General features: G+C 72.7%; 25 protein-coding genes. 13 read left to right on the forward strand and 12 right to left on the reverse strand.

The genetic code is table 11. From position 1 onward, the window contains the following. Positions 1-17: 17 nt before the first annotated feature. The 4 genes from ABZU25_RS09200 to ABZU25_RS09215 are packed head-to-tail and all read right to left on the reverse strand — an operon-like array spanning position 18 to position 4,466. Positions 18-722 carry an SIS domain-containing protein gene (locus ABZU25_RS09200; protein WP_355028901.1) on the reverse strand — a complete coding sequence of 235 codons (705 nt, stop codon included), beginning with the start codon at positions 720-722 and terminating at the stop codon, positions 18-20. Beyond that, the gene (locus tag ABZU25_RS09205; RefSeq protein ID WP_355028814.1) at positions 719-1,936 is read right to left on the reverse strand and encodes a glycosyltransferase; all 1,218 of its coding nucleotides are present in this window, start codon (positions 1,934-1,936) and stop codon (positions 719-721) included. The genes ABZU25_RS09200 and ABZU25_RS09205 overlap by 4 nt, the downstream gene beginning before the upstream one ends. Beyond that, entirely contained in the window at positions 1,921-2,895 is a 975-nt protein-coding gene (locus tag ABZU25_RS09210) for a glycosyltransferase (protein ID WP_355028815.1), read from the reverse strand. The genes ABZU25_RS09205 and ABZU25_RS09210 overlap by 16 nt, the downstream gene beginning before the upstream one ends. Further along, positions 2,892-4,466 (reverse strand): HAD-IIIA family hydrolase, encoded by a 1,575-nt coding sequence (locus ABZU25_RS09215; RefSeq protein ID WP_355028902.1) that lies wholly within the window; start codon positions 4,464-4,466, stop codon positions 2,892-2,894. Before ABZU25_RS09215 ends, ABZU25_RS09210 begins: the two co-directional genes overlap by 4 nt. Positions 4,467-4,737: 271 nt before the next feature. On the opposite strand from ABZU25_RS09215, the gene ABZU25_RS09220 reads away from it, so the two are divergent. Next, positions 4,738-5,184 (forward strand): SRPBCC family protein, encoded by a 447-nt coding sequence (locus tag ABZU25_RS09220; protein WP_355028816.1) that lies wholly within the window; start codon positions 4,738-4,740, stop codon positions 5,182-5,184. A gap of 271 nt (positions 5,185-5,455) precedes the next feature. Further along, on the forward strand, positions 5,456-6,223 hold the full coding sequence (locus tag ABZU25_RS09225) for a polyprenol monophosphomannose synthase (RefSeq protein WP_355028817.1): 768 nt from the start codon (positions 5,456-5,458) through the stop codon (positions 6,221-6,223). Between the two features lie 140 nt (positions 6,224-6,363). Here ABZU25_RS09225 and ABZU25_RS09230 read toward each other — a convergent pair whose 3' ends face one another. Next, positions 6,364-7,971 carry an NAD(P)/FAD-dependent oxidoreductase gene (locus ABZU25_RS09230; protein ID WP_355028818.1) on the reverse strand — a complete coding sequence of 536 codons (1,608 nt, stop codon included), beginning with the start codon at positions 7,969-7,971 and terminating at the stop codon, positions 6,364-6,366. A 72-nt stretch (positions 7,972-8,043) separates the two neighbouring features. On the opposite strand from ABZU25_RS09230, the gene ABZU25_RS09235 reads away from it, so the two are divergent. Further along, on the forward strand, positions 8,044-9,477 hold the full coding sequence (locus tag ABZU25_RS09235; protein WP_355028819.1) for an aldehyde dehydrogenase family protein: 1,434 nt from the start codon (positions 8,044-8,046) through the stop codon (positions 9,475-9,477). Positions 9,478-9,548: 71 nt separating this feature from the next. Here ABZU25_RS09235 and ABZU25_RS09240 read toward each other — a convergent pair whose 3' ends face one another. After that, positions 9,549-9,950 carry a ChaB family protein gene (locus tag ABZU25_RS09240; protein WP_355028820.1) on the reverse strand — a complete coding sequence of 134 codons (402 nt, stop codon included), beginning with the start codon at positions 9,948-9,950 and terminating at the stop codon, positions 9,549-9,551. Between the two features lie 166 nt (positions 9,951-10,116). Between ABZU25_RS09240 and ABZU25_RS09245 the strand changes: the two genes are divergently transcribed. The 4 genes from ABZU25_RS09245 (at position 10,117) to ABZU25_RS09260 (ending at position 12,508) form a co-directional block, all read left to right on the forward strand. Beyond that, entirely contained in the window at positions 10,117-11,103 is a 987-nt protein-coding gene (locus ABZU25_RS09245; RefSeq protein WP_355028821.1) for a YihY/virulence factor BrkB family protein, read from the forward strand. A 102-nt stretch (positions 11,104-11,205) separates the two neighbouring features. After that, complete coding sequence (locus ABZU25_RS09250; RefSeq protein WP_110564927.1) at positions 11,206-11,622, forward strand: DUF2795 domain-containing protein; 417 nt, start codon at positions 11,206-11,208, stop codon at positions 11,620-11,622. Positions 11,623-11,672: 50 nt separating this feature from the next. After that, positions 11,673-12,134, forward strand: coding sequence for an SRPBCC family protein (locus ABZU25_RS09255; RefSeq protein ID WP_355028822.1), 462 nt, complete (start codon positions 11,673-11,675; stop codon positions 12,132-12,134). 113 nt (positions 12,135-12,247) lie between these two features. Beyond that, entirely contained in the window at positions 12,248-12,508 is a 261-nt protein-coding gene (locus ABZU25_RS09260; RefSeq protein ID WP_355028823.1) for a hypothetical protein, read from the forward strand. On the opposite strand, the gene ABZU25_RS09265 is transcribed toward ABZU25_RS09260, so the two are convergent. Beyond that, on the reverse strand, positions 12,466-13,734 hold the full coding sequence (locus ABZU25_RS09265) for an MFS transporter (protein ID WP_355028824.1): 1,269 nt from the start codon (positions 13,732-13,734) through the stop codon (positions 12,466-12,468). The two genes, ABZU25_RS09260 and ABZU25_RS09265, sit on opposite strands and share 43 nt — an antisense overlap. Positions 13,735-13,892: 158 nt before the next feature. Here ABZU25_RS09265 and ABZU25_RS09270 point away from each other — a divergent pair, with 158 nt between their 5' ends. Beyond that, on the forward strand, positions 13,893-14,102 hold the full coding sequence (locus tag ABZU25_RS09270) for a hypothetical protein (protein ID WP_355028825.1): 210 nt from the start codon (positions 13,893-13,895) through the stop codon (positions 14,100-14,102). On the opposite strand, the gene ABZU25_RS09275 is transcribed toward ABZU25_RS09270, so the two are convergent. After that, a complete protein-coding gene (locus ABZU25_RS09275; RefSeq protein WP_355028826.1) occupies positions 14,099-14,548 on the reverse strand; it encodes a hypothetical protein in 450 nt (149 codons plus the stop codon). The genes ABZU25_RS09270 and ABZU25_RS09275 overlap by 4 nt on opposite strands. Before the next feature lie 156 nt (positions 14,549-14,704). Between ABZU25_RS09275 and ABZU25_RS09280 the strand changes: the two genes are divergently transcribed. Beyond that, on the forward strand, positions 14,705-15,058 hold the full coding sequence (locus tag ABZU25_RS09280; RefSeq protein WP_355028827.1) for a DUF6401 family natural product biosynthesis protein: 354 nt from the start codon (positions 14,705-14,707) through the stop codon (positions 15,056-15,058). Positions 15,059-15,127: 69 nt separating this feature from the next. On the opposite strand, the gene ABZU25_RS09285 is transcribed toward ABZU25_RS09280, so the two are convergent. Then, positions 15,128-15,937, reverse strand: coding sequence for a hypothetical protein (locus tag ABZU25_RS09285; protein WP_355028828.1), 810 nt, complete (start codon positions 15,935-15,937; stop codon positions 15,128-15,130). Between the two features lie 198 nt (positions 15,938-16,135). Here ABZU25_RS09285 and ABZU25_RS09290 point away from each other — a divergent pair, with 198 nt between their 5' ends. The 3 genes from ABZU25_RS09290 to ABZU25_RS09300 all read left to right on the forward strand — a co-directional run bounded on the left by ABZU25_RS09290 (position 16,136) and on the right by ABZU25_RS09300 (position 20,379). Next, positions 16,136-18,274, forward strand: a complete 2,139-nt coding sequence (locus ABZU25_RS09290; RefSeq protein WP_355028829.1) for a SpoIIE family protein phosphatase — start codon at positions 16,136-16,138, stop codon at positions 18,272-18,274. Positions 18,275-18,300: 26 nt separating this feature from the next. Next, positions 18,301-18,978: an HAD family hydrolase gene (locus ABZU25_RS09295; RefSeq protein WP_355028830.1), complete on the forward strand. Its 678-nt coding sequence runs from the start codon at positions 18,301-18,303 to the stop codon at positions 18,976-18,978. A 105-nt stretch (positions 18,979-19,083) separates the two neighbouring features. Beyond that, positions 19,084-20,379, forward strand: a complete 1,296-nt coding sequence (locus tag ABZU25_RS09300; RefSeq protein ID WP_355028831.1) for a cation:proton antiporter — start codon at positions 19,084-19,086, stop codon at positions 20,377-20,379. A gap of 75 nt (positions 20,380-20,454) precedes the next feature. Here the strand turns inward: ABZU25_RS09300 and ABZU25_RS09305 are convergent, their stop codons facing one another. Continuing rightward, positions 20,455-21,414 carry an FAD-dependent oxidoreductase gene (locus tag ABZU25_RS09305; protein WP_355028832.1) on the reverse strand — a complete coding sequence of 320 codons (960 nt, stop codon included), beginning with the start codon at positions 21,412-21,414 and terminating at the stop codon, positions 20,455-20,457. An 88-nt stretch (positions 21,415-21,502) separates the two neighbouring features. Here ABZU25_RS09305 and ABZU25_RS09310 point away from each other — a divergent pair, with 88 nt between their 5' ends. Beyond that, positions 21,503-21,718 carry a DUF3072 domain-containing protein gene (locus ABZU25_RS09310; RefSeq protein WP_355028833.1) on the forward strand — a complete coding sequence of 72 codons (216 nt, stop codon included), beginning with the start codon at positions 21,503-21,505 and terminating at the stop codon, positions 21,716-21,718. 113 nt (positions 21,719-21,831) lie between these two features. Here the strand turns inward: ABZU25_RS09310 and ABZU25_RS09315 are convergent, their stop codons facing one another. Together ABZU25_RS09315 and ABZU25_RS09320 are read right to left on the reverse strand one after the other, a co-directional pair. Next, entirely contained in the window at positions 21,832-22,332 is a 501-nt protein-coding gene (locus tag ABZU25_RS09315; RefSeq protein WP_355028834.1) for a metallophosphoesterase, read from the reverse strand. 81 nt (positions 22,333-22,413) lie between these two features. After that, entirely contained in the window at positions 22,414-25,302 is a 2,889-nt protein-coding gene (locus tag ABZU25_RS09320; protein WP_355028835.1) for a ricin-type beta-trefoil lectin domain protein, read from the reverse strand. Positions 25,303-25,375: the final 73 nt, after the last annotated feature.

Here is a 25,375-nt window from a genome sequence, read left to right on the forward strand (position 1 = left end):
GCCTACCTCCCCGTCCCTCACGCGTCGACCTGCTGTCCGGACCCACCGTCGAGCACCACGTCGACCCCGGCGCGCACCGGCCCGGACCCGAGCCGACCGGCCGGGGCGGGATCCGCCGGCACGTGGTGGCCGACCGCCGGGTCCGTGGTCGCGGCCAACTCCTGTTCGAGGTACTCACAGAGCAGGTGACTGGTCACGAGGTGCAACTCCTGCACGACCTGGGTGTCCGGCGACGCGACGGCCAGCACCTCGTCGCAGGCGTCGGCGAGGGGGTTCGGGGCGGCGCCGGTGAGTGCCCAGGTGGTCAGGCCGGCGTCTCGGGCGGCCTGGGCGGCGCTGACCAGATTCGGGCTGCTGCCGCTGGTGCTGAGCAGCAGCAGGACGTCGCCACGGCGGCCGTGGGCGCGCACCTGACGGGCGTACACGTCGGTGTAGCCGTAGTCGTTCGCGATGGCGGTGAGCGCGCTCGTCTCGGCGTGCAGCGCGATCGCGGACAGCGGCTGCCGGTCGTGGTGGAGCTTGCCGACCAGCTCGGCCGTGAGGTGCTGGGCCTCGGCCGCGCTGCCGCCGTTGCCGGCCACCAGCAGGCGTCCCCCGGCGGCCAGCCGGTGGGCCAGGTCCGCACCCCAGCGGGCCAACTGGGACTCACACCGCCGGTACGGCACCAGTGCCGCGGCGAGGTTCGTCAGGTGGGTGTCGAGCAGGCTGCCGGCCGGCATCAGGCCACCACCCGCGCCGGTCGGCGAACGGCGGCGACCTCGCTGTAGACCTCCACCAGCCGCTCGGCGGTGGCCGCCCACGAGTACCGCGCGCGGGCCCGCTCACGCGCCGCCGTGGCGTACGTGAACCGCCTGATCCGGTCGTCGAGCAAGCCCTGGATGGCAGCGGCCAGCGCCTGCGGGTCCCGGGCCGGCACGAGGTCACCGGTCGTCCCGTCGACAACCGTGTCCCGGATGCCGCCGACGGCGGTGCCGACAACCGGCACCCCACAGGCCATCGCCTCCAGCGGGGTCAGCCCGAACGGCTCGTACCAGGGTGCGGCGACAAGCAGGTCCGCCGAGCGGTACCAGCGGCCCATCTCCTCCCGGGGTACCGCGCCGACCAGGTGCACCCGGTCGGCCACCCCGCAGGTCTCGGCCAGGGCCCGCAGCCGCCGGGCGTACGGGTCGGTCTCCAGCAGCCCCTCGGGCGGGCCGCCGACCACCACGCACTCGGCGTCACCGACCAGGGCCATCGCCCGGATCACGGTCTGGAAGCCCTTGCGTTCGACAAGCCGCCCCACGGTGAGGATCCGGGCCCGTCCCGGCTCACGCTCGGCGGCCGGCCCGAGCGGGGCGAACGTGGCGAGGTTGACTCCGGAGGGCACCACTGTCATCCGGGACCGGGGTACGCCCATCCGGACCAGTTCGCCCACCTCGTCGCGGCACTGCGCGACGATCCGGTCCACCGAGCGGCCCAACTCGCGCTCATAGGACACCCGGCGGGCCGGACTGGTGTCCTGCACGCCCTGGTAGCGGCGCTTCACGGTGCCCAGCGCGTGGTAGGTCTGCACCACCGGCACCCCGGTCTGCCGACCGGCGGTCAGCGCCGCCAGGCCACTCATCCAGAAGTGCGCGTGGATCACCTCGGGCACCCAGTCCCCGCCCCGCCAGCGCTCGATCAGCCAGCTGCTGAACTCACGCATGTGCGGCAGCAGCGCGTCCTTGGCCACCGGCTCGGCCGGGCCGGCGGGCACGTGCACCACGTCGTACCCGTCCGGGCTGCGGACGGTCACCGGCAGGTCGAGCGCGTCGCGGCGGGTGTAGACCCGCACCTCGTGCCCGGCGGCGGCGAGCGCGGCGGACAGCTCCGCGACGTGCGTGTTCTGGCCGCCGGCGTCCTCCCCTCCGAGGACGGCGAGCGGGCTGGCGTGCTCCGAGATCATCGCGATCCGCATACTTCCTCCTCCAGCAGCCGGTCCCAGTCAGCGAGGAAACGGTCGAGGCCGTACCTGTCCCGCGCGGCGGCGCGCGCCGCCGCGCCGGCCTGGCGCGCGGTCGCCGGTTCGGCGATGAACCGGCGGGCGGCGTCGAGCAGGGTGTCGGTCCGGGTGGCGAGGGCGCCCGCCTCCGGCGGCACCGCCGTCACCGCCTCGGTGGTGGCGAGCGCGACGACCGGCATGCCGATCGCCATCGCCTCGATGAGGCTGAGCCCGAGCGAGGTCCACCGGCACAGGTGCAGGTACGCGCGCCGCCGCGCCAGTTCGGCGTGCATCCGGTCCTGGGGTACGTCGTCGTGGCTGATGAGCCGGTCGGCGGGCAGCCCGAGGTGGTCGGCCAGGCCGGCGACGCCCATCCCGAACACGTCCAGCGGGGCGATCTCGGCGAACCGGGGCAGCAGGTCGGTGCCGGTGACCCGACCCCGCCGGACCGGCTCGTTGATCACCACGGCGAGCCTGTCGAGTTCACCGGTGTAGGAGACGGCGGGGGCGACGATGCCGTGGTCGACCACAGTGGTGCGGGTGGCCCCGGTGTCCCAGAAGATCTGGTTGAACCCGGTGACGTGGGCGATGAGCAGGTCGTCGCGGTCGGCCATCGGGTGCCGGGTGTTCGGCACGTCGCCCTTCGGGGTGTTGTGTTCGACGTAGATGGCGGGGATGTCGCGACCCGGCCGGCGGCGCAGCAACGCCTCGGCCCGGTCGATCTCCTCGGGCCGTTGCAGGATGACCACGTCGACGTCGGCGTCCGGCAGGTCCTCCGGGGTGACCTCGACCGCGCTGTCCGGCCAGGGGTAGGTGCGGGCCCGGCCGAGGCCGTAGGGGCCGCGGTCGGGTGTGGTGGGGATCAGGTAGCGGTGGCTGCCGTGCACGAACGACGTGGTCCAGGAACCGTGCACGTGCCAGAGCAGGATGTTCATCGCCGGCCACCGCCGCTGACGGTGAGCGTCCGCAGCGCGTCGACCACCTCGTCCGGGTCGATGCCGTGCAGGCAGGGGTGCCCGGGGACCGGGCAGTTGGTCGCGCGGGTGTCCCGGCAGGGTGCGGCGGCGTCGCCGAGCCGGACGGTGGGCACCCGGTAGGGCCCCCACTGGCCGAACGGGACGGTCGGCGCGAAGAGACTCACCACTGGCACGCCGGCCGCGGCGGCCAGGTGCGCGGGACCGGTGTTACCGACCACTATCGCGCTGGCGTCCGCCATGATCGCGGCCAGCCCGGCCAGGTCGGTTCGGCCACCCAGGTCGGTGCCGCCGGCCGCCGCCACGCGGGCGGTGACCGCACGCTCGTCCGGGCCGCCGGTGACCAGCACCCGGTGCCCGGCGGCGGTCAGTGCCCCGGCGATCCGGGTCGCCACCTCGGGCGGGCAGGCCCGGCTGGACGCGGCCGAGCCGGGGTGCAGCACCACGTACCCCGGGTCGCCGAGATCGGCCGGGCGCGGCGGCACGGCGTCGCGGCGCAGCCGGAGCACGGGTTCGTCGCCGTCGGGCAGCCGGTGGCCGGCGGCGGCGGCGAGGGAGAGGGCACGTTCGGGTTCGGGGACGCCCACCGGCACCCGGTGCCGGATGTCCAGCAGCGAACCCGGGTAGTCGTCGCTGATCGCCGCGATCCGGCCGATTCCCGCCATCCGCAGCAGCAGCGCCAGCGGCAGCGCGGACTGGTGGAACGAGGTGAACACCACCGCCTGGTCCGCACCGACCGCGCCCAGCCGCGCGGTGAGGCTCCGCAGGGCCGACGGGTCGACCGGCCCCGACGTCGGGTCGATCCAGGGCAGCGGGTGCTCGATGATCTCGTCGACCCCGGGCAGCAGGTCGGCGGCGGCCCGGCCGCGTGGACCACACAGCAGCACCACCCGCTGCGCCCCGGCCGCGACGGCGCGGATCGCCGGCCCGGTCACCAGCACGTCCCCCGCCGAATCCGACCGGACCACCAACGCTGTCCGCACCGGTCCCCCGGGCCGGGTCGCGGGCTGCACGGCCTGTTGGCGGCGCAGGATCTCGTCCACCGCCGCCGGCAGATCGGTGGCCACCCAACCGGCGGCGGCGATCTCCTCCGGCCGGGTCACCGGGGTGGGTACCAGCACTCCCGCCGCCCCCGCAGCCAGCGCGGCGGCGACGTCCCGGCCGATGTCGCCCACCAGCACGCACCGGGACGGGGTCGTGCCCAGCTCGCGGGCTGCGGCGTACACCAGCCCGGGCGCCGGCTTGCGGCAGTCGCAGCCGTCGGCGTCGTCGTGCGGACAGACCAGCCAGGCATCGAACCGGCCCAGCAACTCCTCGACGCGGGCGTGCACGGCCCGCATCTGCGCCCCGGTGAAATAGCCCCGGGCCAGGCCCGACTGGTTCGTCACGACCGCCAGTCGCAGCCCGGCCGCCCGCAACCGGTCCAGGGCCGCCCGCGCCCCCGGCACCGACCGCACCTTCTCCGGGTCGCCGTTGTACGGCACGTCCTCGATCAGGGTGCCGTCGCGGTCCAGCAACACCGCGTCGTACAGGACGGGTCGGGGGCTCCCGGCGGCGGTACGCCCGGACCCGGCGGAACCGGCGCGGTCAGCAGCGGCGTAAACCGGGGCTGACCTGCGCTGATACGGATCCTCCTGGTCCTGTCGCACAGCCGGCGGGTTCCCTGCGCCCCGAGGAGTAAACGTCGTCGACAACGCGCTGGGCCAGCGCCGCCAGCGGTGCCCCGGGTCGGCCTTACCCGCCGCACGGGAGAAGCTAACCCGCCGACCGTTAGCCCTGCCGTGACGCGGGTATGGGAGCCCAGTGGCGATTGTGGAGAAAGTGATCGAAGCTCCCCCGCAGCAGGTGTTCGACGTGCTCGCCGACGGGTGGACGTACAGCGACTGGGTGGTCGGCACCGCACACGTACGCGACGTCGACGACGCGTGGCCGCGGGTGGGCAGCCAACTGCACCACCGGGCCGGCCCGTGGCCGTTCTCGTTGCAGGACGCGTCGACGGTGCTGGTCTGCGAGCCACCGCACCGGCTGGTGCTGCGGGCCGGTCTCTGGCCGGCTGGCGAGGCGATCGTGACGTTCACCCTGCAACCCGTTGGCGAGGGTTCCACCCGGGTCCGCATCGGGGAGGACTTCGCTGCCGGTCCGCTGCGCTGGGTCCGCAACAAGATCAACGATCTGGTGCTGCACCTGCGTAACAGGGAGACGTTGAACCGACTCTCCGACATCGCCACCCGGCAGAAGGGTGCGCCGTGACGCGGACCGTTGTGGTGACCGGAGCGAGCGCCGGCGTCGGTCGGGCCGTCCGCCGCCGACGGTGACCGCTGGTCGGCGGCATCGACGCGGTCGCAAGCGTTTACCGCTCGTCGCGGCCACCGGCACGCACCAGTCGCCACCAGCGGGATCGATGCCCCGCGCGGCGTTGCACCGCCATCCGCAACGCCCGGAAGGGGTGCCTCTTCAACCCGAATGTGACAACTGGATACCCTTTCCGGGAGCCCCCTGTCCGCAAACCGAGGATGTCCGCATGATCGAGCCTGTGCAGCTACCGTCGCCGTGGCGGGACGCACGCCTGACCGTCGTCGTGCCCACCTACAACGAGGCGGGCAACCTGCCCACGCTGGTGGAGCGGCTGCTCACCCTGCCGCTGCCCGGCCTGCGCATCCTCGTCGCCGACGACAACTCCCCCGACGGCACCGGCGACGTGGCCGACAAGCTGGCCATCGAGCATCCGGACCGGGTGGAGGTCGTGCACCGGGCCGGCAAGGAGGGCCTCGGCCGGGCGTATGTCGACGGGATGACCCGGGCCATCGAGGGCGGCGCCGAGTACGTGGCGCAGATGGACGCGGACCTGTCGCACCCGCCGGAGGCGCTGCCGGGGATGCTGGGCGCGCTGCTGTCCACCCAGGCGAGCGTGGTGATCGGTTCCCGTTACGTGCCCGGTGGGGAGTTGGACGAGAACTGGCCGCTGTACCGCCGGGCCCTCAGCGGCTGGGCGAACCTCTACGTGCACACCCTGTTGCGGGTGCGCATCCGGGATCTGACCGCCGGTTTCAAGATCTGGCGGGCCGACGCGCTGCGCGACATCGGTCTGGACCGGGTGCAGTCCAACGGCTACAGCTTCCAGGTGGAGATGCACTACCTCGCCACCAAGTTGGGGCACACCATTCTGGAGGTGCCGATCCGCTTCGAGGAGCGGCGCGACGGCATCTCGAAGATGACCACCGCGACCAAGGTGGAGAGCGCCCTGATGCCGTTCCGCCTGCGCAGCAAACACCGCAACATAACCCCCTAAAACCCCCAACCCCCAACCCCCAACCCCCAACCTCCGAACCTCGTCTCGGTGATCAAGAGGTTCGCGTCATCCACGCTCCAAAATCTGACGCCAATCTCTTGATCACCGAGGTTGGCAGGGGGGTGGGGCAGGGGGTGGGGTTAGTTGGGGTAGATCGTTCGGTGGGCGGCGGCGATGGCTGCGGCGTACGCGCGGCCGGTGAGGGCGCGGTCGCGGGCCAGCGCCGCGCGGGCCGCGTTCGCCCCGGGCGCGCCGTGCACCCCGCCGCCGGGGTGCGCCGACGCACTGGCCAGGAAGAGCCGGTCCACCGGCGTGTCCGCTCGGCCCAGGCCGGGGATCGGGCGCAGGAACAGCTGCTGGTACGCGGCAGCGGTGCCGCCGCCCAGCGCGCCTCCGACCAGGCTCGGATTTTCCCGCTCCAGCTCGGCGGGCCCGGCCACGTGACGGCCGACGACCAGGTGCCGGAAACCCGGTGCCGCCGCCTCCAGCGCGTCCTCCATCCGCTGCACGTGCCCGGCGACGTCCTCGGCGCGCCAGTCCCGACGAAACGGCAGGTGGGTGTACGCCCAGAGCGACTCGGTGCCCGGCGGAGAGTGGCTGGGTTCGGCCACCGACATCTGCCCGACCAGCAGGAACGGGTCGCGGGGCAGCTCACCACGGGCCAGCTCACCCGCGTAGTGGGTCAACCCGTCGAGGTCCGCGCCGAGGTGCACGGTGCCGGCGCCGGCCAGCTCCCGGTTGGTCCAGGGCACCGGCGCGGAGAGGGCCCAGTCCACCTTCAGCGTCGACCCGTCCCACCGGAAGTGCGCCAGATCCTCCACCAGCCGCGACGGCAGGGCCGCCGCGCCGACCAGGTCGAGGAACAACGCCGGCGCGGGCACGTCGGCGAGCACGGCCCGGCGGGCCCGCCACAGCGTGCCGCCCTCGGTGCGTACCCCCATCGCCCGGCCGCGGGCGGTGAGCACCCGGTCGACGCGGGCGCCGTAGAGGATCGTCCCCCCGCGCTCCTGTAGCCGGGCCACCAGCGCGTTGGTGATCTGCTGCGCGCCGCCCTCGGGCACCGGCCAGCCGATCTGTTGGCCGAGCATGGCCAGCAGCCAGCCGTACACCCCGGAGCCGGCCTCCTCCGGCGACAGGTCGGTGTGCAGGGCGCAACCGGCCAGCAGGGCCGGCCCGCCGGCGCCGTCGAAGAGTTCGTCACCCAGCTTGCGGACCGGCACCACCAGGCGTCGCGCCAGTCGCAACGCACCGGCGACGCGCAGCCGACGCAGCAGGCCCAGCCCGCCGCGCACCGGTGGGAACGGCGTGGTGATCGCCGACAGCATCGGCTCGGCCACCGCACACCAGTCGGTGTAGGCGTTGAGCCAGCGCTCGCCGTCGCCCGGGGCGAACTGCTCCAGTGAGGCGGCAGTGACGTCGGGGTCTCGGTTGATCACCGCGGCCCGACCGTCCGGCAGCAGGTGCGCCAGCACGTCCGGCGCATGCCGCCAGGAAAGGCCGTGCCGGCCCAGGTCGAGCCCGCGCAGCACCGGTGAGGCGTACCCCAGCGGGTAGAAGGAGCTGTAGAGGTCGCTCAGGTAGCCGGGCGCTGTCACCTCGGCGGAGCGGACCGCGCCGCCGGGCACCGCTGTCGCCTCCAGCACCACCACCTCCCAGCCGGCGTCCGCCAGCAGGTTGGCCGCCACCAGGCCGTTGTGACCGGCCCCGACGACGACGGCGTCCGCGCTCTGCGCGGCGGTGGTTGTCATCCGATCCGCCTACCCGGCGTGCAACCGGGCGAAACGCGTTTGCCCCGCCGGGGCCGGGGCATGCAGCGCCGCATGTACACGGTTGCGCAGTTGGTGGGTGGGGTGTGGGGCGCCGGCGGCGACGGCGGTGAACTGGTGGTGTGCGATCCGGCGGACGGTTCGCCGGTCAGCACGGTGCCGGTGGCCACCGCCGACGAGGTCGGCAAGGCGACGCAGGCGGCCCGCAACGTGGCCGCCCAGTGGGCGGCGACCGCGCCGGCCGAGCGGGCCGCCGCACTGCACCGGGCCGCGGACGCGGTGGCGGCGGTCGTCGGGGAGCTGTCGGCGGCGGTGACCGCCGAGATGGGCAAGCCGTCGGCGGACGCCCGCGGTGGCGTCGAGGCGGGCATCGGCACCCTGCGACAGTACGCGGAGCTGGCCCCGCTGCGCGGCGGGCGGACGCTGAACGGCGCAACGGACGCGCTGGACTTCCTGTCCCCGCAGCCGCGCGGTGTGGTGGCCGCGCTCACGCCCTGGAACGACCCGGTGGCGGTCTCCTGCGGGCTGCTCGGCGCCGCCCTGGTGACCGGGAACGTGGTGCTCTACAAGCCGAGCGAACGGACCCCCGCGACCGGGTGGCTGCTGGCCCGGGCACTGGATGAGGCGTTGCCGGCCGGGGTGTTGTCGCTGCTCACCGGCGGCCCCGAGGTCGGTGCGGCGCTGGCCGCCCAGGAGGTCGACGTGGTGGCGCACGTGGGATCCACTGCGACCGGGCGGACGATCGCCGCCGCCGCGGCCCGCACCGGCGCGAAGGTGCTGCTGGAGAACGGGGGCAGCGATCCGTTGATCGTCGACGCGGGCGTGGATCCGGAGTGGGCGGCCAGCCAGGCCGCGCTTGGCGCGTTCGCCAACGCGGGGCAGCTCTGCGTGGCGGTGGAGCGGATCTACGTGCACCGGGAGGTGGCCGAGGACTTCGTGGCCGCGCTGGTGCGGCGTGCCGCTGCCCTGCGGGTCGGGCCGGGCCGGGACCCGGACACCGAACTGGGTCCGCTTGTGGACCGGCGGCACCGGGACCAGGTTCACGGGCTGGTCGCGGCGGCGGTGGCGGCCGGCGCCCGGGTGCGTTTCGGCGGCGAGGTGCCGGACGGGCCGGGGGCATTCTATCCGGCCACAGTGGTCACCGACTGCCGGCACGACATGCCGTTGGTGCGGGAGGAGACGTTCGGTCCGGTCGCCCCGGTGGTGGTCGTCGACTCGTTCGACGAGGCGCTGCGCTGCGCCGCGGACTCCCCGTACGGGCTGGCCGCCACCGTGCTGACCACGTCGATGAGCCACGCCCAGCGGGCCTGGCGGGAGCTGCCGGTGGGCACCGTGAAGGTCAACGCGGTGTTCGGCGGCGCGCCGGGTGGCGCCGCGCACCCGCGCGGAGCCAGCGGGCAGGGCTTCGGTTACGGCCCGGAACTGCTTGACGAGTTCACCGCCACGAAGGCGGTGCACATCGAGGCCCCGGGCGGCGGGCACTGGTGAACGGTACGGGCGGACGCAGGGGTGGCGCGTCCGCCCGTACCGTGTCCGTGGTTTCCGCCCGCGATGGTGGATCAGTCGCCGCGAGCCTTGCGGGTGGCCCGGTCGTTGGCCTTCTCTATCGCCGTGACCAGCTCCGGTTTGGTCATGCTGGACCGGCCGGGTACGTCGAGTTCGCGGGCCACCGACAGGAGGTGGTCCTTGCTGGCGTTGGCGTCGACTCCACCGGCGGTGGGGGCTCGCCGTTCCGGCCCGCCGCCGGCGGCCTGCCTGTCGCTTGGCCCCTTGCGGCCCTTCGGCTCCCAGTGGTCGCCCACCTTCTCGAACTGGTGCTTCACCGCGGCGAAGGCGGTGCGGTGCGACCGCTCCCCCTCGCCGTAGGTCTCCACCGCCGAGTCGTGCGTCTTCTCCCAGGTGCGCTGCGCCTTCTCCGGGGAGCGTCGCAGCGTGCTGGGCAGGTCTTCGCGCCCGGGCATCTCGTCCTCCTCCGTGTCGGTCAGACCTCCTGACGTTCCCCCGGCGTCCCGGCCTAAACGGGCGCGCACGGCGGTCGGGTTTCTCGATTTCCCGATCCGGGTATCGGCGGGACCAGGCCCGACCGGACGACCGGTCATACCGGTGGCCGGGGCGCAGGGAGCGGGCATGACGACCACGGAGCCCGGTACGACGCGCGATGGCGCGCGCGACACGTCCGTTCCCCACCGGATGCGGCAGCTGAGCTGGCGGACCTGGCGTGGGGTGCTGGTCCGCAGCGTGCAGAATTTCGTCAACGACAACTGTTCCGACTGGGCGGCGGCGCTTACCTACTACGGGGTCCTGGCGCTCTTTCCGTCCGCCATCGTGGTGGTGGCCCTTGTCGGTCTGCTCTTCAGTGGCGAGCAGACCGTCGACACCGTCGTCGACCTGGCCAAGCAGGTGGGTGCCGGCTCGGTGCTGACCGACGACGAGAACGGCGTGGTCGGCGCGATCCGAGCCGTGGTGCTCGACCAGAGCAACCCCAAGCTGCTGCTGAGCTTCGGTCTGCTCGGTGCGCTGTGGTCCGCGTCGGGTTTCATCGGCGCGTTCACCCGGGCCTCCAACGCCGTCTACGGGGTGCGGGAGGGGCGGACGGTGTGGAAGCTGCGCCCGTTGCAGATCGGTATGGCGGCGCTGTCGCTGGTGCTGCTGGCGGTGGTCGCCCTCGCGTTGATCGTCAGTGGTCCGGTCACCGACGCGGTCGGCGACCTGATCAACGCCGGTGGCCTGGCCCGGACGGCGTGGAGCGTGGCGAAGTGGCCGGTGCTCGCCATGGTCATGATGGTGCTGCTGTCGCTGCTGTTCTGGATCGCGCCGAACGTGCGCCAGCCCCGCTTCCGCTGGCTCACCCCCGGCGGCGTGGTGGCCCTGGTCTCCTGGACGGCGGTCTCCTTCGGCTTCGGCCTCTACGTCGCCAACTTCGGCTCGTACGACACCACCTACGGCAGTCTGGGCGCGGCCATCGCGTTCCTGGTCTGGCTCTACCTGTCCAACTCGGCGCTGATGCTGGGAGTGCAGATCAACGCCGAGGTGCAGCGTGGGCGGCAGTTGCAGGCCGGTGACGTCGACCCGGACGGGCCGGTGCTGCCGCCCCGCAAGCTCGCCGACGACTGAGCCACCGGTTTCGGGCCGCTCGTCCGGTTCGGAGTCGGACCCTGGGCCCGTTCGTGGCCCGGTGCCGGTTTACCGGGCAGGGTGCCGGGTAGCGCAGAAGGCATGGAGCGTGGCAACAGCAAGCACGGACCGAGGATCGACGAACAGATGAGTCAGGAGGTCAGCGGCCTCGTGCAGGGGCCGGGGACCGGTGGCTCTCGGGTCGACGAGTCGCGGGTGCCGGAGCCGGCTGGCGAGGACCAGCCGGAGACGACCACCGCCCCGGCCGGCGACCTGCGCACCGGCACCCCACAGGGGATGAGTTCCACGGACGTCGAGCAGCGCAGCCGGCTCGGCCGGTTCATCTCGATGAGCGCGCTGCCGGGCGACCGCCTGGTGCTCATCGCCAGCGCCCGCGAGAACGAGGCGCCGGACGACATCGTGGCGGCTCTGGAACGCCTGCCCGAGGGCACCCTCTACCAGACGGTCTCCGAGGTGTGGGCCGCTCTCGGCAACAAGAACGAGACAACTCGCTGGTGACGGGTCGCCCCCCGACCCGATGACCACCGGCGGCTGATGGAGGTTCCCAGATGAGTGGCGTTACCGAACATGTGGACGTTTCCGTGCCCGTACGCACCGCGTACGACCAGTGGACGCAGTTCGAGGAGTTCCCCGAGTTCATGGAGGGTGTGTCGGAGGTCCGGCAGCTCTCCGACACGATGACCCACTGGACGGTGGACATCGCCGGGGTGAAGCGCGAGTTCGACGCCGAGATCACCGAACAACTTCCCGACGAGCGGGTCGCCTGGCGCTCGACCGACGGCACCCAGCAGGCCGGCGTGGTGACCTTCCACCGGCTCGACGCGGACAAGACCCGGGTCACCCTCCAGCTCGAGTTCGAGCCGCACGGCGTGGTCGAGCAGGCCGGCGACAAGCTCGGCATCGTCGACCGGCGCGCCAAGGGCGACCTGGAGCGGTTCAAGACCTACATCGAGCGGCGCGGTCAGGAGACCGGCGCGTGGCGCGGCGCGGTGGACCGTCCGCAACCCTGATCCCCGCCCGCACGACACCCGATGGCCGCCGGAATCCCCGGCGGCCATCGCCGTACCCGGGTCCGGTCGCGTGGCACCGTTTGCGATCATCGCGCCCGGGTACGGCTCAAGACATGACCGACGACAACATCAGGGTGTGGCGGGACGAGGAACGGCTTCCGCTGGAGGAGCTGGAGCGTGCCGTGTCGGGCTCCAGCCTCGACGGGCAGGCCGACGACGTGACCGGCAACGACGCTGGCGAGGAAGCCGCGTTCGGGCACGGGCCGGCCGCCTCGGACCGCGACGGGCGGGCCCGGGGCAACAGTCGCGAGGCGACCGACCCGGAGCGCCCCTACCGCCCCTCCACCACCGGCCGGACCGGGCCGGACGTCTGACCCTGCCCGGCGGGTTGGGCGGGCACCGGCGGCCCGGTGGGCCGGCCGGTCGAGCGACGGGCGCCCCACTCGTAAAGCGCGATCAGCGCCAGTGCGAGCACCACCAGGGCCGAGCCCAGCACCTGCACCGACGTGTTGCCGATCAGCACACCGAGCCCGGCCGGGACGAGCGCCGCGCCGATGCCGGCGGCGCCGATCTGCAACCCGATGGCCCGGTCCGCGTGGGCCGCGCCGACCCGTTCGGCGGTGGTGAGGGTGAGCAGTGGGAACACCGGCGCGGCGGCGAACCCCACCACGACCAGGCCGAGCACCGCCAGCGCGGCCGGCCCGGGGGCGGCGATCAGCCCGGCGCCCACTGCCATTCCGACGAGGCTGACGCGCAACACCAGCGTGGCCCCCAGGCGCTCGGCCACCACGCCCTGCACGACCCGGCCGACGAAGAGGCTCCCCCAGTACGCGGAGACGCAGCCGCCGGCCACCGCCGCGCTCAGGCCCCGCCCCTCGGTCAGCAGCAGGAACGCCCACAGGCCGGCGGACACCTCGATGGCGACGTACAGCGCGAAGGCGAGCGTCCCGGACCACACCGCCGGCAACCGCAGGGTCGCCCGGATCGGAACCCCCACGGCCGGTGCGGTCGCGGCCCCGGTGGTGGCGGGGCGGCCGCGTTGCCAGGCCCGCACGGTGAGCGCGAACGCGGTGGCGAGCGCGAGCTGGGCGGCGGCCACGATGCCGTAACCCCAGCGCCAGGTCAGTCCGGCGCTCAGCGCCCCGGTCATGATCAGCGGGCCGATCGCCACGCCCAGGCCGAAGAAGGCATGCAACCAGTTCATGTGGCGCGGCCCGAAGGCCCCGGCGGCGTACGCGTTGAGCCCGGAGTCGACAGCGCCGGACCCGAGCCCGAGCAGCAGCGCACAACCCACCAGCACGGCCAGCACCGGGCTCAGGGCATAGCCGGTCAGGGCCAGGCTGGCCAGCAGGGTGCTGCCGGCGAGCAGCGCGCCCACGCCGACCCGGGCCAGCGTGAACCCGGCCAGCACGCTGGAGGTCAGATAACCGACGGTGCCCGCGGTGAGCACCAGGCCGACAGCCTCGGTCGGTACGTCGAAGTCGCCCCGGATCGAGGGCCAGCCGACACCGAGCAGGCCGTCGGGCAGGCCGAGGCTGACGAACGCGAGGTAGGCCAGCAGGAGCAGGGCGGCACGGGGACGTGCGGGCGCGGTGGACACGGGTCACCATCCTGCCGCAGGGGCACCCTAGTGCCGCAGGCACCCGATTGCGCGGTACGCAAAGAAGTCGTGTCCGGACGGTCGAGAAAACGGACAGCTCATCCAGAATCGGCCGATCGGAGGACGGCAAACGGACCGGCTCGCGTAAGAATTTCAGGATGCATCAAGGCTCCGGAATCCTCTCGACGCCTCAGCGCCGGCTCGCCTGGCTCGGCTTCCTGCTCGCCGCCCTGCAGGCACCAGTGTCCGCCCGGCTGGTCGCCGACGAGTCATGGCTGTTCAGCCTCTGCGTCGCCCTGATGGTGGCGACCGTGATCATCGCCGATGACGCGGCGCGGCGGCGCCCGGCCGACGCGACAAGGAACTAACCCGCGCTGCCCGGCCGGGCTTCGTGCCCCGGTCGGCCGCGGCTGCGACGGCGTTCCTTCATCTGCGCCTCGTAGAGGTGGCGTCGTCCGCCCACCAACTCGTCACGGGCCTGCTGGTCCAACTCCCGGAACAGCGCATGATAGCCGTCGTCGAAGTCCTCGACGATCTGGAACGTCCACCGCCCGGCGATGACGTTGCGGCCCAGCAACTCCGTGTCGATCCGGTCGGCGAGCTGCGCATGCCCGGCGGCGCGAAACTGCTCCACCGCGTCGCCGAGGATGAGGTCGGCGTGCCCGATCAGCTGGTGCACCGAGTACAGCTGCCCCCGGGCCCGCTCCACGCACTCCAGCGCCTCGCTGAGCTTGCCGAGCGCGGCGACCGTCGCGTCGCTCACCTCGGACGGTCGCCGGTGCTGCTCGTCCGGTCCGTCCGGCTGCTGTCCCATCGTCTGCCTCCGTGCCGTGAAACGCCTCTGCTTCTCCTGCTGCCCCGTCTGCGCCGGATCAACCCCCGCGGTCAGCCCTGAACGTCCAGTGGCGCAGCCGACATCCGCCAAGTGGCCGACGTCAACGCCGTCACCTGTCGGTTAGCCTCGGTCACCATGCGTGTGCCGTTCAACCGGGTCGCCACCCGTACCGCCGTCGACTCGGCGCGGTCCACCCTGGCCGCCCTCACCGTCTCCCTCGGCACCGTCGGGCTCGCGGCCGCCGCCGCGCGACCGGGGCTGCTGGCCCTCGTCGACCAGCACGCGGCTGCCGTGCGGGACAGCCTCGACGGTGACCGCCAGCCGCTGACCGCCGCGGCCCTCGCCGGCTACGCCGAAGGGGTCCGCGCCGCCGCGCTGGAGCACGGGTGGGCGCCGCCGGACGGGCCGATGGACTGGAGCCGCCCCGAGTGGCTGCTCACCCGACTGCTCGCGGTCTGCGCGCTGGCCCGCTCGCTCGACGGGGCCTGACCGGCGCGGGGAGGGCGCCCCGCGTCGTACGCGGAACACCCTCCCCACCTGCCGTGCCGTCTCGCCTCGCTACGAACGGTATTGCGAAGCCTCGTCCACCCGAGGCATCGCCTGGGTACGATCGCCCCCGCGGTCGGCCATCTGCCGCTCCACGTCGCTCCGCCCGGCCGCGTTGGCCTGACGCTGCTGCTGCACCGCCCGAGCTTCCCGGGCGGCCCGATCCAGCCAGCCGTCCCAGCGGTTCTGCATCGGCTTCACGAGACCACCACCGACACCGACGATCAGGATGCCGGCCACCGTGGCGAGCACCGCGATCAGCACCGGGGTCGTCACAGTGGTGGCGATACCCACCTGGTTCAGGGCGGCGATCACGCCGAGCGCGATGATGAAGATCGCCGTGAGGTCGGCCAGAACCTTGCCGTACGACAGCCCGCCCAACGCCCCGGTGACCAGATCCCGGGCGGCGTTGGCGATCGCGGCCGCCACCACCACGATGACGATCGCGATGAACGCCCGCGGCAGCCAGGACACCACGCCGCTGATCAGGTCACTGATCGCGTTGGGCCCCCAGACTCCGAACGCGAACTGCAGCGTGAACAGCAGTACGGCGTAGTACGCCAGTCTGGCCAGGATGTCGGAGGCGTCGTACTTCGTTCTCTCCAGGGCCCGTTTGATACCGCCACGTTCGACCGCCTGGTCGAAGTGCACCCGTTCCAGCACCGTATCCACGATCTTGAGGACGGCTCTGGCGATGAGCCAGCCGACCACCAGGATGACGATGAAGGCCACTGCCTTCGGGATGAAGAGCAGCACCGACCTCCAGGTGTCGGCGATGGCATCGCCGATGTCGGCCTGCCGGACCGCGAGGGTTTTCAGCATGATGTCCCTCCTGTCGCATGGACTGCGCCGGGCGCATACCCGGCTACCGGTCCGGCAGTCCGCGCAACGCGCGGCGTTTTTCCCGGCCGACCGACGATCAGGGGTTCTGAACTGCCCAAATGGGCAGCCCGACGATGGCGGCGACGCACCACCGCCATGATCGGATGCCTTTTCCGACGGGCCGACTAGGCTGCGAACATGCCAGGAACGGTCGGGCGAGTCCCCACGCCAGCAACTCCGGTCCCGGATGCGTCCACCGGCACCGGTACGGCCGCTGCCGTGCTCGCCCACGACTGGGCCGGCACCCCGCTGGGCCCACCCGAAAGCTGGGACGTGGCGGTCCGGGCCGTGATCGAGCTGATCCTCGCCTCGCCGATGCCGATGGCCCTGGCGTACGGCGACGACCTCGTCCTGCTCTACAACGCCGGCTACGCCGAACTGCTGGGCACCAAACACCCGAGCGCCCTCGGCCGCCCGGCCGCCGAGGTGTTCGCCGAGATCTGGGCGCTGCCCGGCGTCGGTCAGGTGTTCGAGCGCACCTACCGGCAGGGCGTGCCGTTCCTGGAGAAGGAGTCCACCCTGCCGCTGGTGCGGGGGCACTCCGCGACGGTGGAGCAGGCGGTCTTCACCCGGGCCTACTCGCCGGTGCGGGACAGCACCGGGAAGATCGTCGGCACGTTGACGGTCGCGACCGAGACCACGCACGTCACCGAGCAGTTGCAGAGCCTCAGCGAGGTGGCCGCCGCGCTCGCCGGCACGCTCACCCTCGACGACGTGGCCCGGGTGGCGCTGCGGTACGCGATCACCACGTTCGACCCGGACCAGGCGTCGTTCGCGGTCGACGAGGGCGGCGGCGGTTGGCGCATGGTGCGCCGGGTCCGCGGCGAGTTGCTGGACGAGGCCGACGAGCGGCTTCCTCCGCTCTGGCGGCGCGCTCCGGCGGGCTGGTCGGCCCCGGTGGTGCAGGCAGCCCGCTCCGGCGGCCCGTTCTTCGTCCGCGACGGGCAACCGCTGCGGGAGATCGCGGTGGACCGGCACGACCAGAAGGTCCGCTCGATGGCGGCGCTGCCCCTGGGCACCTCGGTGGTGCGCGGCGGGCTGGCGGTCGGCTACCAGGTGCCGCACACCTGGTCGCCCGCCGAGCGGGCGCTGCTGGCCGCGTCGGTCGAGCTGATCGGCCAGGCCGCGGAGCGGGCCCGCCGGTTCGAGACCCAGCACGGCACGGCCCAGTTGTTGCAACGCAGCATGTTGCCGGAGCACCTGCCGGACCTGCCCCGGTTGCGGGTGGCGGCCCGCTACGACCCGGGGGTGGACGGCAACGCCGCCGGCGGTGACTTCTACGACGCGTTCCTCCTGCCGGGCGGCGCGCTCGGCGTGGTGCTGGGCGACGTCGCGGGTCACGACGTGCAGGCCGCGGCGCGGATGGGACAGGTCCGGGCCGCGCTGCGCGCGCTGGCACTGGCCGACCCGGCCCCCGACGCGGTGCTGGCCGGGTTGGACCGGCTGGTCACCAGCCTGGGCGCGGAGGCCAGCACCAACGAACTCTTCGTCACAGTGGCGTTCGGGGTCATCGACGCGGAGCGGCGGGAGCTGACACTGGCCAGCGCCGGTCACCCCGCGCCGCTGATCCGCCGCAGCGACCCGGAGGGCCGCTGCTACGCGGAGTACGTCGACATGCCGGCCGGCCCCCCGCTGGGTCTGGGCGGCCGGCCGCCCACCACCACTGTCGCGTTCCGCCCCGGTGACACCCTGCTGCTGTTCAGCGACGGGGTGGTGGAGCGTCGTCGGCAGAGCCTCACCGCCGGGCTGGCCACCCTCGGCGACGCCGTCGCGAAGGCCGGCAGTGGCGACCCCCGCGCCCTCTGCGCCGTGGCCACCGCAGCGGTGCCCGGCAGCACCGAGGACGACGTGGCAGTGCTGGCGGTCGAGCACGCGCTCAAGCCGAGTCGCTCGGCGAGCATGGAGGTGCCCGCGGAGCCGACCGCGCCCAGCCGGGTGCGGCACTGGATGACCGGCCAGCTCACCGAGTGGCAGGTGGCCGAGTCGGTGATCGGGGCGGCGGTGCTGTGCACAAGCGAACTGACCACCAACGCGTTGCTGCACGCCGGCACCGCCGCCCGAGTGGAGATCGACCTCAGCCCCGAGCGTCTCCTGGTCTCGGTCGCCGATTCCGGCACCCGGGGCACCGTGACCCGGACCCGCACCGACACGTTGAGCAGTCGTGGGCGTGGCCTCGGCCTGATCGAGGAGCTCAGCGACGCCTGGGGCACCGACCCGTCGGTCCGCGGCTCCACTGTCTGGTTCGAGATTCTCACGCCGCCGACCGCGCATCCCTGAGACGTCCGACGGGTAGGAGGACGCCCATGCGTACCGACCAGCCCGCCGGAGTCCTCTTCGACGTCGACGGCACCCTGGTGGACAGCACCTACCTGCACACTGTGAGTTGGTGGGAGGCGTTGCGCCAGACCGACCAGCCGGTGCCGATGGCGGTGGTGCACCGCTCGATCGGGATGGGCTCGGACAAGCTCCTCGACCATCTGCTCGGCCCCGAGCGGGACCGTGACGCCGACGCGAAGCTACGCGACGCGCACGACACCCTGTACGCCGAGTACTGGGAACGTCTCACCCCGCTGCCCCGGGCCGCCGACCTGCTGCGCGCCTGCGCCGAGCGCGGCCTGCGGGTGGTGCTCGCCACCTCCGCGTCGGAACCCGAGGTGGGAGCGCTGCGCCGGGCGCTGGCCGCCGACGACGTGATCGACACGGTCACCTCGTCGGCGGACGCCCAGCAGAGCAAGCCGGCCCCGGACATCCTGGTCGCCGCGCTGGAGCAGTCCGGGTTGGCCGCCGAGCGGGTGGTCTTCGTCGGCGACTCGGTGTGGGACGTCGTCGCGGCCGGCAAGCTGAGCATCCCGTGCGTCGGGTTGACCTGTGGCGGCACCAGCCGTGGCGAGCTCGCCGGTGCCGGCGCGGTGGCGGTGTACGACGACCCGGCCGCGCTGCTCGACGAATTGGCGGACTCGCCGCTGACCCGACCGAGGTGAGGGTCACTCCGTTCACCCGCACGTACGCGCATAGCCGGAGCCCTTGCGGGGCAAGGTCTGTCACCACCTGCCCGCGCCCCGCGGGTGCGGTCGAAGGGTGGTGCCGTGGAGCCGGTAGACGTGGCGTTCGCGCTGGTGGGTCTGGGCGCTCTGCTCGCGGGCATCCTGCCCCGGGTGCTGGAGCGGCGTCCGCTGTCCATGCCGATCGCCTTCCTCGCCCTCGGCATGCTGGTGTTCCTGCTGCCGGTCGGGCTGCCGACACCCGACCCGCTGGCCCACCCGGAGCTGACCACCCACCTCACCGAGATCGGTGTGATCGTCGCGCTGATGGGCGCCGGGCTCAAGATCGACCGACCGTTGAGTTGGCGGCGGTGGTCGTCCACCTGGCGGCTGCTGGCGATCGCCATGCCCCTGTGCATCGCGGCGGTGACCCTGCTCGGCTGGTGGTGGGCGGGCCTGGTGCCGGCCGCCGCCCTGTTGTTGGGCGCCGCGCTGGCCCCTACCGATCCGGTGCTCGCCGCCGACGTGCAGGTCGGCGAGCCGACGGACGTGGAGGACTCCGAGGACGAGGTCCGCTTCGCGTTGACCTCGGAAGCCGGCCTCAACGACGGGCTGGCGTTCCCGTTCGTCTACGCCGCCATCGCCATCGCCTCGACCAGCCTCGCCCCCAGCGACTGGATGGCCGAATGGTTCACCGTGGACGTGCTCTGGAAGGTGGGCGTCGGGGTCGGCGGTGGGTTGCTGATCGGCTGGTTGCTCGGCAAGTTGTTCTTCCGCGCGCCCCGTCAGCTGCGACTGGCCCGGCACGCCGAGGGCTTCCTGGCGCTGGCCGCCACGTTCCTGGCGTACGGGCTGGTGGAGGTGGTCGGCGGGTACGGCTTCCTGGCGGTGTTCGTGGCCGCGCGGGCCATCCGGGCCGCCGAGCGGACCCACGAGTTCCACTCGGTGCTGCACGACTTCGCCGAGCAGGTTGAACGGCTGCTCACCCTGGTGCTGTTGCTGCTGCTCGGCGGCGCGATCGTGGGTGGTCTGCTGGCCCCGCTGACCTGGCCGGCGGCCGCCGTCGGGTTGGCGCTGGTGTTCCTGGTCCGGCCGCTGGTCGGCTGGTTGTCGCTACGGGGCGCGCCGGGACGACCGGCCGAGCACTGGGTGATCTCGTTGTTCGGCATCCGCGGTGTCGGCTCGTTCTACTACCTCGCGTACGCCACCACGAAGGCGGACTTCCCGCAGGCCGAGCTGCTCTGGGCGACCGTCGGGCTGGTGGTGCTCGTGTCCGTGGTGGCGCACGGCATCACGGCGACCCCGGTCATGCAGCTGCTCGACCGGGAGGGCGAGCGGACCTCCGACCCGGCCGAGCGGGACGCCGACGCCCGGCCGGTCGCCGCAGCCGGCCACGCCTGAGCGCACCCGTCAGGCCAGCCGGCCACGCCTGAGCGCACCGACCAGGCCAGCCGACCACGCCTGAGTCGGCACGGGTCAGGTCAGCCGGGCGGCGATGGCTCGGCCCAGGTCCCGGCCGGAGCGCCAGGCGCTCTGCACCCGGGGCTTGCCGAACGCGTCGCCGGCCAGACCGATCCCGTCGGCATCGAGGTGGTGGGTGTCGCCGGCGGCGGCGCTTGTCGGCTTCGCGTAGGTCCAGCGGTGCACGTGCACGTTAACGGCCTGCTCGGGCAGTCCCAACAGGTCCCGGACGGCCTGCTCGATGGCCGGCCCGGCCCCGGTGGGCTGGGCCAGGTGCCCGGCGGCGAACTCCGGCAGGGTGTGCGCGACGAGCACCGGCGCGCCGTCGCCGCGTCGGTCGCCGTCATCGCAGACGAGGGTGAGGACCGGGTGGTCGTTGACGAACGCGCCCCGGAAGTCCGGCCAGCGCCGGGTCGGGAACCGCAGCACCGCGGCCAGTGTCGGTGACCAGCGCTGCGCCTGCACGACCTGGGTGGCGGCGGTCAGGTCCGGGTTGAGGAGCAGGGCGGCCTGCGGGCCCGGCATGGCCAGCGCGACCGCCGCGCACGACTCGCCGTCCACTGTCGGTCCGGGCTCCACGCCGAGCACCAGCCGGTCGACGGTCACCGGCACCTCGCCGGCCAGGTGTTCGACGAGGGAGCGCAGCCCACGCGGCGCGGCGAAGCGCATCGGCCCGGGCACGTCCCGGCGCCCGGTGCGGTCGTGGGCCTGGAAGGTGTCGGTCCATTCCCGGACCAGCCCGGCGGCGCGCCACCGCTCGACCAGCGCTGCGAAGTCCGGGTCGCTGGCGGTGAAGTACGCGGCGCCGATGTCCGCGGGCCGGCCCTCGAAGCGTTTGCTGGCCATCCGGCCGCCACAGACGTGCCCACGTTCCCGGACCTGCACCGGCACCCCGGCCCGGGTCAACTCGACCGCACAGGCCACCCCGGCGATGCCCGCCCCGACCACCACCACGCGCGAAGGGTCCACACTCATCCGGTGATCGTAGGTGGCGGCCGGCGGACAGGTATGAACCAGTGAGATCAGGGTACTGGCACACCTGTTCGAAGAGAGGATGATGACGATGACGGACCGCAGCAACCAGCAGGCCGACCAGAATGCCGCGATCAAGGACCCGGACGAGTGGGTCACCGGTGACGAACCGCCCACGGCCGCGCAGGAGTCCTACCTGAGCACGCTGGCCCGGGAGGCCGACACGGAGCTCCCCGCGGACCTGACCAAGGCCGAGGCGTCCAAGCGCATCGACGAGCTCCAGGCCGAGACGGGCCGAGGCCAGTAACCCACTCCTTGGTCGACTCCGTTTCCTTGACAGTGCGGTGTCCGCGAGGCTTGGACACCGCGACATCAAGGAAACGGAGTCGATCAGGACCCGGCCAGCACCGTTGCCGGCGGTCAGTCGCGGGTCAGGCGGTGCAGCGTCACCTCGGTCAGGCGGCCGGCGCGGATCGTGGCGCTGAGGTAGGTGGCGTGCGGTTGGGAGCGCCGGTCGGTGGGCGAGCCGGGGTTGAGCAGTCGCAGCCCGCCGGGCGCCTCGGTGTCCCAGGGTATGTGCGAGTGCCCGAAGACCAGCACGTCGACATCGGGAAACCGGGCGGCACACCGCTTCTCGCGACCGGTACGTGGTCCGGTCTCGTGCACCACGGCGACGCGCAGGCCGTCGAGTTCGACCCGGGCCACCTCCGGCAGCCGGGCGCGCAGCGCCGGCCCGTCGTTGTTGCCGTACACCCCGATCAGTCGGCGCGACCGCGCGGTCATCGCGTCGAGCAACGCCTCGTCCACCCAGTCGCCGGCGTGCACCACCACGTCCGCCTCCTCGATCGCCGCCCAGAGCGGCCCGGGCAGATCGCGGGCCCGCTTCGGTAGGTGGGTGTCCGCCGTGAGTACCAGCCGCATCCCGGCATTCTCCCCCGCGCCCCGGCCGCCCACCCGGGGACGCGGGTGGACGGCGGGGACACGGAACCGGTCAGGGACCGGTCAGGGCAGGGTCCACCGTTGCGCGGCGGTGCCGTTGCACGTCCAGATCCGCAGTTGCCGACCGTCGGTGAGGTCGGAGTTGGGGATGTCCAGACAACGGCCGGACTGCGGGTTGCGCAGGCTGCCGTCCGGCTGTGCGGCCCACTGCTGGGCCCCGCTGCCGTTGCAGTCGTAGAGCTGCACGAGGGTGCCGTCGGTGGTGCCGCTCGCCTTCACGTCCAGGCACTTGGCGAGTCCGCGTACCGTGCCGTCGCCGGGCAGGGTCCAGCGTTGCGCCGCGGTGCCGTTGCAGGTCCAGGTCTGCACCGGGGTGCCGTTGGCGGTCTGGCTGGAGGCGATGTCCGCGCACTTGCCGAGGGCCTTGACCTCGCCGGTGCGCGCCCCACCGGTGCCGACCCCCGGGCCGGTGAAGGTGTAGCTGTCCAGGTCCAGCAGCGCGCCGCTGCCGCCGGTGAAGACCAGGTACAGGTCGTGGGTGCCGTCGTCGGGCCTGGTCACCGTGGCGCTCAGCTCGGTGTAGTTGTCCCAGCCGCCGGTGTTCGGCACCGGGATCCGGGCGACCTCGGTGCCGGTCGGTGAGTCGTACCGGAAGGAGATGGTGCCACCGGGGCCGCCGGAGGAGACGCGCGCTCGGACGCCGGTGATGCCCTTGAGGCTCACGGCGTGGTGCCGGACGTTCTCGCCGCTCTGGATGTCACCCAGCCGCTTGCCGCCCTCGGCCGCCGCCTGGTCGATCACCTTGGGCCCGTTGAGTTGGACGAGGTGCTCGGCCTGCCACTGTTTCGGGAAGAGGATGATCTCCTTCTCCCCGGTCAGGCCGGCCGAGCCGGTCGCACCGCGATCGGTGTAGCTGCCCCGCAGGACGAAGAACAGCACCGAGTCGGGGCCGGCGTGCACCGGGCCGGTGTTGAAGGTCGCGCCGCAGCCGGTCCCCTCCCCCTCCTCGTGGGCGTGCTCCTGGTGGCCGAGCGCGGCCCGGACGACCACCGCCGAGCAGGCCGGCGTGCCGTCCTGCGGGTCACTGGCGGTGGCGCTCACGGTCAGGTCCTGCCCCCAGTCGAAGAGCCCGCCGGCGGGCAACCCGTTCAGCGTGACCGTCGGCCGGTTGTTGCCGACCACCACCGGCACCAACGTGGTCGCGCTGCGTCCGGTGCCGTCATTGACGGTGAGTCGGGCGTTGTGGGTGCCGTTTGCGGAGTACGTGAAGGAAGGGTTCGCGGCGGTCGAGTCGGTGCTGCCGTTGTCGGTGAAGTCCCAGGCGTACGTCAGGGGGTCGCCGTCCGGGTCGGAGCTGCCGGCGCTGGAGAAGGTCACCGCCAGCGGAGCCAGCCCGTTGTCCTTGTTGACTGTGGCCTTGGCCAGCGGCGATCGGCCGCCCTGCACGTAGTTGATTTTGTAGAGACCGGCGTCGGCGGCGCCGGAGAAGTAGCCGCTTCCGTATTCGAGCAGGTAGAGCGAGCCGTCCGGGCCGAACTGCCAGTCGATCGGGTGGACGAACCTCATGCCGGCGAGCACCGGCTCGATGACAGTGGGCACGCCGGTGGCCGGGTTGCCGTTGTCGAACTGGACTTCCTTGATCCAGTTGCGGCAGTACTCGGAGATGAGCCACTTGTTGTCGTAGTAGGCCGGCCACTTCACGTCCGAGACGAGGTTGGGGTCGTAGTGGTAGACCTCGACGTGGTTCGGCGACCCGCACCCACCGGGGTTGTCCAGCGCCGGCCAGTCCTCGCTGCCGCCGTGCTGCTCCCAGACCAGCGCCGGCTTCGTCGCCGGGAGCTGCTGGAGACCGGTGTTGCGGGGTGAGTTGTTGACCGGGCCGGTCGAGCCGCCGCACGGGAACCAGCCGCGCGGCGAGGCGGTGGCGAAGTCCCAGTCGTTGTAGGCGACGTTGGGGCCGCCGCAGTACGGCCAGCCGTAGTTGCCCGGCCCGTTGGCCCGGTTGAACTCGTCGTACGCCGCCGGGCCACGGTTGGCGAGGTCGACGCCGGCGTCCGGGCCGACCTCGCCCCAGTAGAGGGTGTTGTTGGCCTTGCGGTCCACCCAGATCCGGTACGGGTTGCGCACCCCCATCACGTAGATCTCCGGCCTGGTGCGCGCGGTGCCGGCGGCGAAGAGGTTGCCGGAGGGCACTGTGTAGCTGCCGTCGTTCTCCGGGTGGATTCGGTTGATCTTGCCGCGCAGGTCGTTGGTGTTGCCCGCGGTGCGCTGGGCGTCGTACTGCGCGTTGCGGCTGGTCCGCTCGTCGATCGGGGCCATTCCGGCGGAGTCGCCGCCGGAGTTGGTGTTGTCACCGACGGCGAAGTAGAGGTTGCCGGCGGTGTCCCAGCTCATCGAGCCGGCCGAGTGACAGCACAGCTCCCGTTCGGTGGGCCACTCGATGAGCAGGTCCTCGCTGCCCGGGTCGAGCAGTGACGTGGACGGATTGAAGGTGAACCGGCTGATCCGGTTGACCAACGGGGTGACCTTGGGCGAGTAGAAGAGGTAGACCCAGCGGTTGCTCGCGAAGCTCGGGTGCAGGGTGATGCCGATCAGGCCGTCCTCGAAGCGGGCGTCCAGTGGCAGTGTCAGCGCGACGGTGGTGGACCTCGTCGCCGGGTTGTAGAGGCGGACCTGGCCGCCGCCGCTGCTGGTGCCCCGGTTGATGGAGAAGACCTTGCCGTCGGGGGCGACGGCCAACTCGATCGGTTCTCCCATGGACAGCCCGCCGTCGAGGGCGATCTTCTCGAACCCGACGGTGGCGGGCGGTGCCAGGGCCGCGCCGGCCGAGGCGACAGTGACCGGGCGTTCGGTGCCAGCACGCGCGGCGGCCGGTGGGGCGAGACTGAGGGTGCTGAGGACGGTGAGCAGGGTGGTGGCGGCGACGAGACGTCGACGCGGAGTGCGGGACACGAGACCTCCAGCTGTCCGGGGGATCTCGGTGCCGCTCCCGCCGACTGGAGGAGCACCGCGGTGTCCCGGACAT

It is taken from the genome of Micromonospora sp. NPDC005215 (assembly GCF_040607915.1).
Taxonomy (GTDB): Bacteria; Actinomycetota; Actinomycetes; order Mycobacteriales; family Micromonosporaceae; genus Micromonospora.

Bases quoted from the DNA above. Each gene is read 5' to 3' on its own strand.
- ABZU25_RS09310 (WP_355028833.1), top strand. From the start codon at position 21,503: ATGACGGACCGCAGCAACCAGCAGGCCGACCAGAATGCCGCGATCAAG.
- ABZU25_RS09275 (WP_355028826.1), bottom strand. From the start codon at position 14,548: ATGGGACAGCAGCCGGACGGACCGGACGAGCAGCACCGGCGACCGTCC.
- ABZU25_RS09255 (WP_355028822.1), top strand. From the start codon at position 11,673: ATGAGTGGCGTTACCGAACATGTGGACGTTTCCGTGCCCGTACGCACC.
- ABZU25_RS09230 (WP_355028818.1), bottom strand. From the start codon at position 7,971: ATGACAACCACCGCCGCGCAGAGCGCGGACGCCGTCGTCGTCGGGGCC.
- ABZU25_RS09315 (WP_355028834.1), bottom strand. From the start codon at position 22,332: ATGCGGCTGGTACTCACGGCGGACACCCACCTACCGAAGCGGGCCCGC.
- ABZU25_RS09280 (WP_355028827.1), top strand. From the start codon at position 14,705: ATGCGTGTGCCGTTCAACCGGGTCGCCACCCGTACCGCCGTCGACTCG.
- ABZU25_RS09260 (WP_355028823.1), top strand. From the start codon at position 12,248: ATGACCGACGACAACATCAGGGTGTGGCGGGACGAGGAACGGCTTCCG.
- ABZU25_RS09240 (WP_355028820.1), bottom strand. From the start codon at position 9,950: ATGCCCGGGCGCGAAGACCTGCCCAGCACGCTGCGACGCTCCCCGGAG.
- ABZU25_RS09295 (WP_355028830.1), top strand. From the start codon at position 18,301: ATGCGTACCGACCAGCCCGCCGGAGTCCTCTTCGACGTCGACGGCACC.
- ABZU25_RS09270 (WP_355028825.1), top strand. From the start codon at position 13,893: ATGCATCAAGGCTCCGGAATCCTCTCGACGCCTCAGCGCCGGCTCGCC.
- ABZU25_RS09290 (WP_355028829.1), top strand. From the start codon at position 16,136: ATGCCAGGAACGGTCGGGCGAGTCCCCACGCCAGCAACTCCGGTCCCG.
- ABZU25_RS09250 (WP_110564927.1), top strand. From the start codon at position 11,206: ATGGAGCGTGGCAACAGCAAGCACGGACCGAGGATCGACGAACAGATG.
- ABZU25_RS09225 (WP_355028817.1), top strand. From the start codon at position 5,456: ATGATCGAGCCTGTGCAGCTACCGTCGCCGTGGCGGGACGCACGCCTG.
- ABZU25_RS09235 (WP_355028819.1), top strand. From the start codon at position 8,044: ATGTACACGGTTGCGCAGTTGGTGGGTGGGGTGTGGGGCGCCGGCGGC.
- ABZU25_RS09205 (WP_355028814.1), bottom strand. From the start codon at position 1,936: ATGCGGATCGCGATGATCTCGGAGCACGCCAGCCCGCTCGCCGTCCTC.
- ABZU25_RS09210 (WP_355028815.1), bottom strand. From the start codon at position 2,895: ATGAACATCCTGCTCTGGCACGTGCACGGTTCCTGGACCACGTCGTTC.
- ABZU25_RS09285 (WP_355028828.1), bottom strand. From the start codon at position 15,937: ATGCTGAAAACCCTCGCGGTCCGGCAGGCCGACATCGGCGATGCCATC.
- ABZU25_RS09305 (WP_355028832.1), bottom strand. From the start codon at position 21,414: ATGAGTGTGGACCCTTCGCGCGTGGTGGTGGTCGGGGCGGGCATCGCC.
- ABZU25_RS09245 (WP_355028821.1), top strand. From the start codon at position 10,117: ATGACGACCACGGAGCCCGGTACGACGCGCGATGGCGCGCGCGACACG.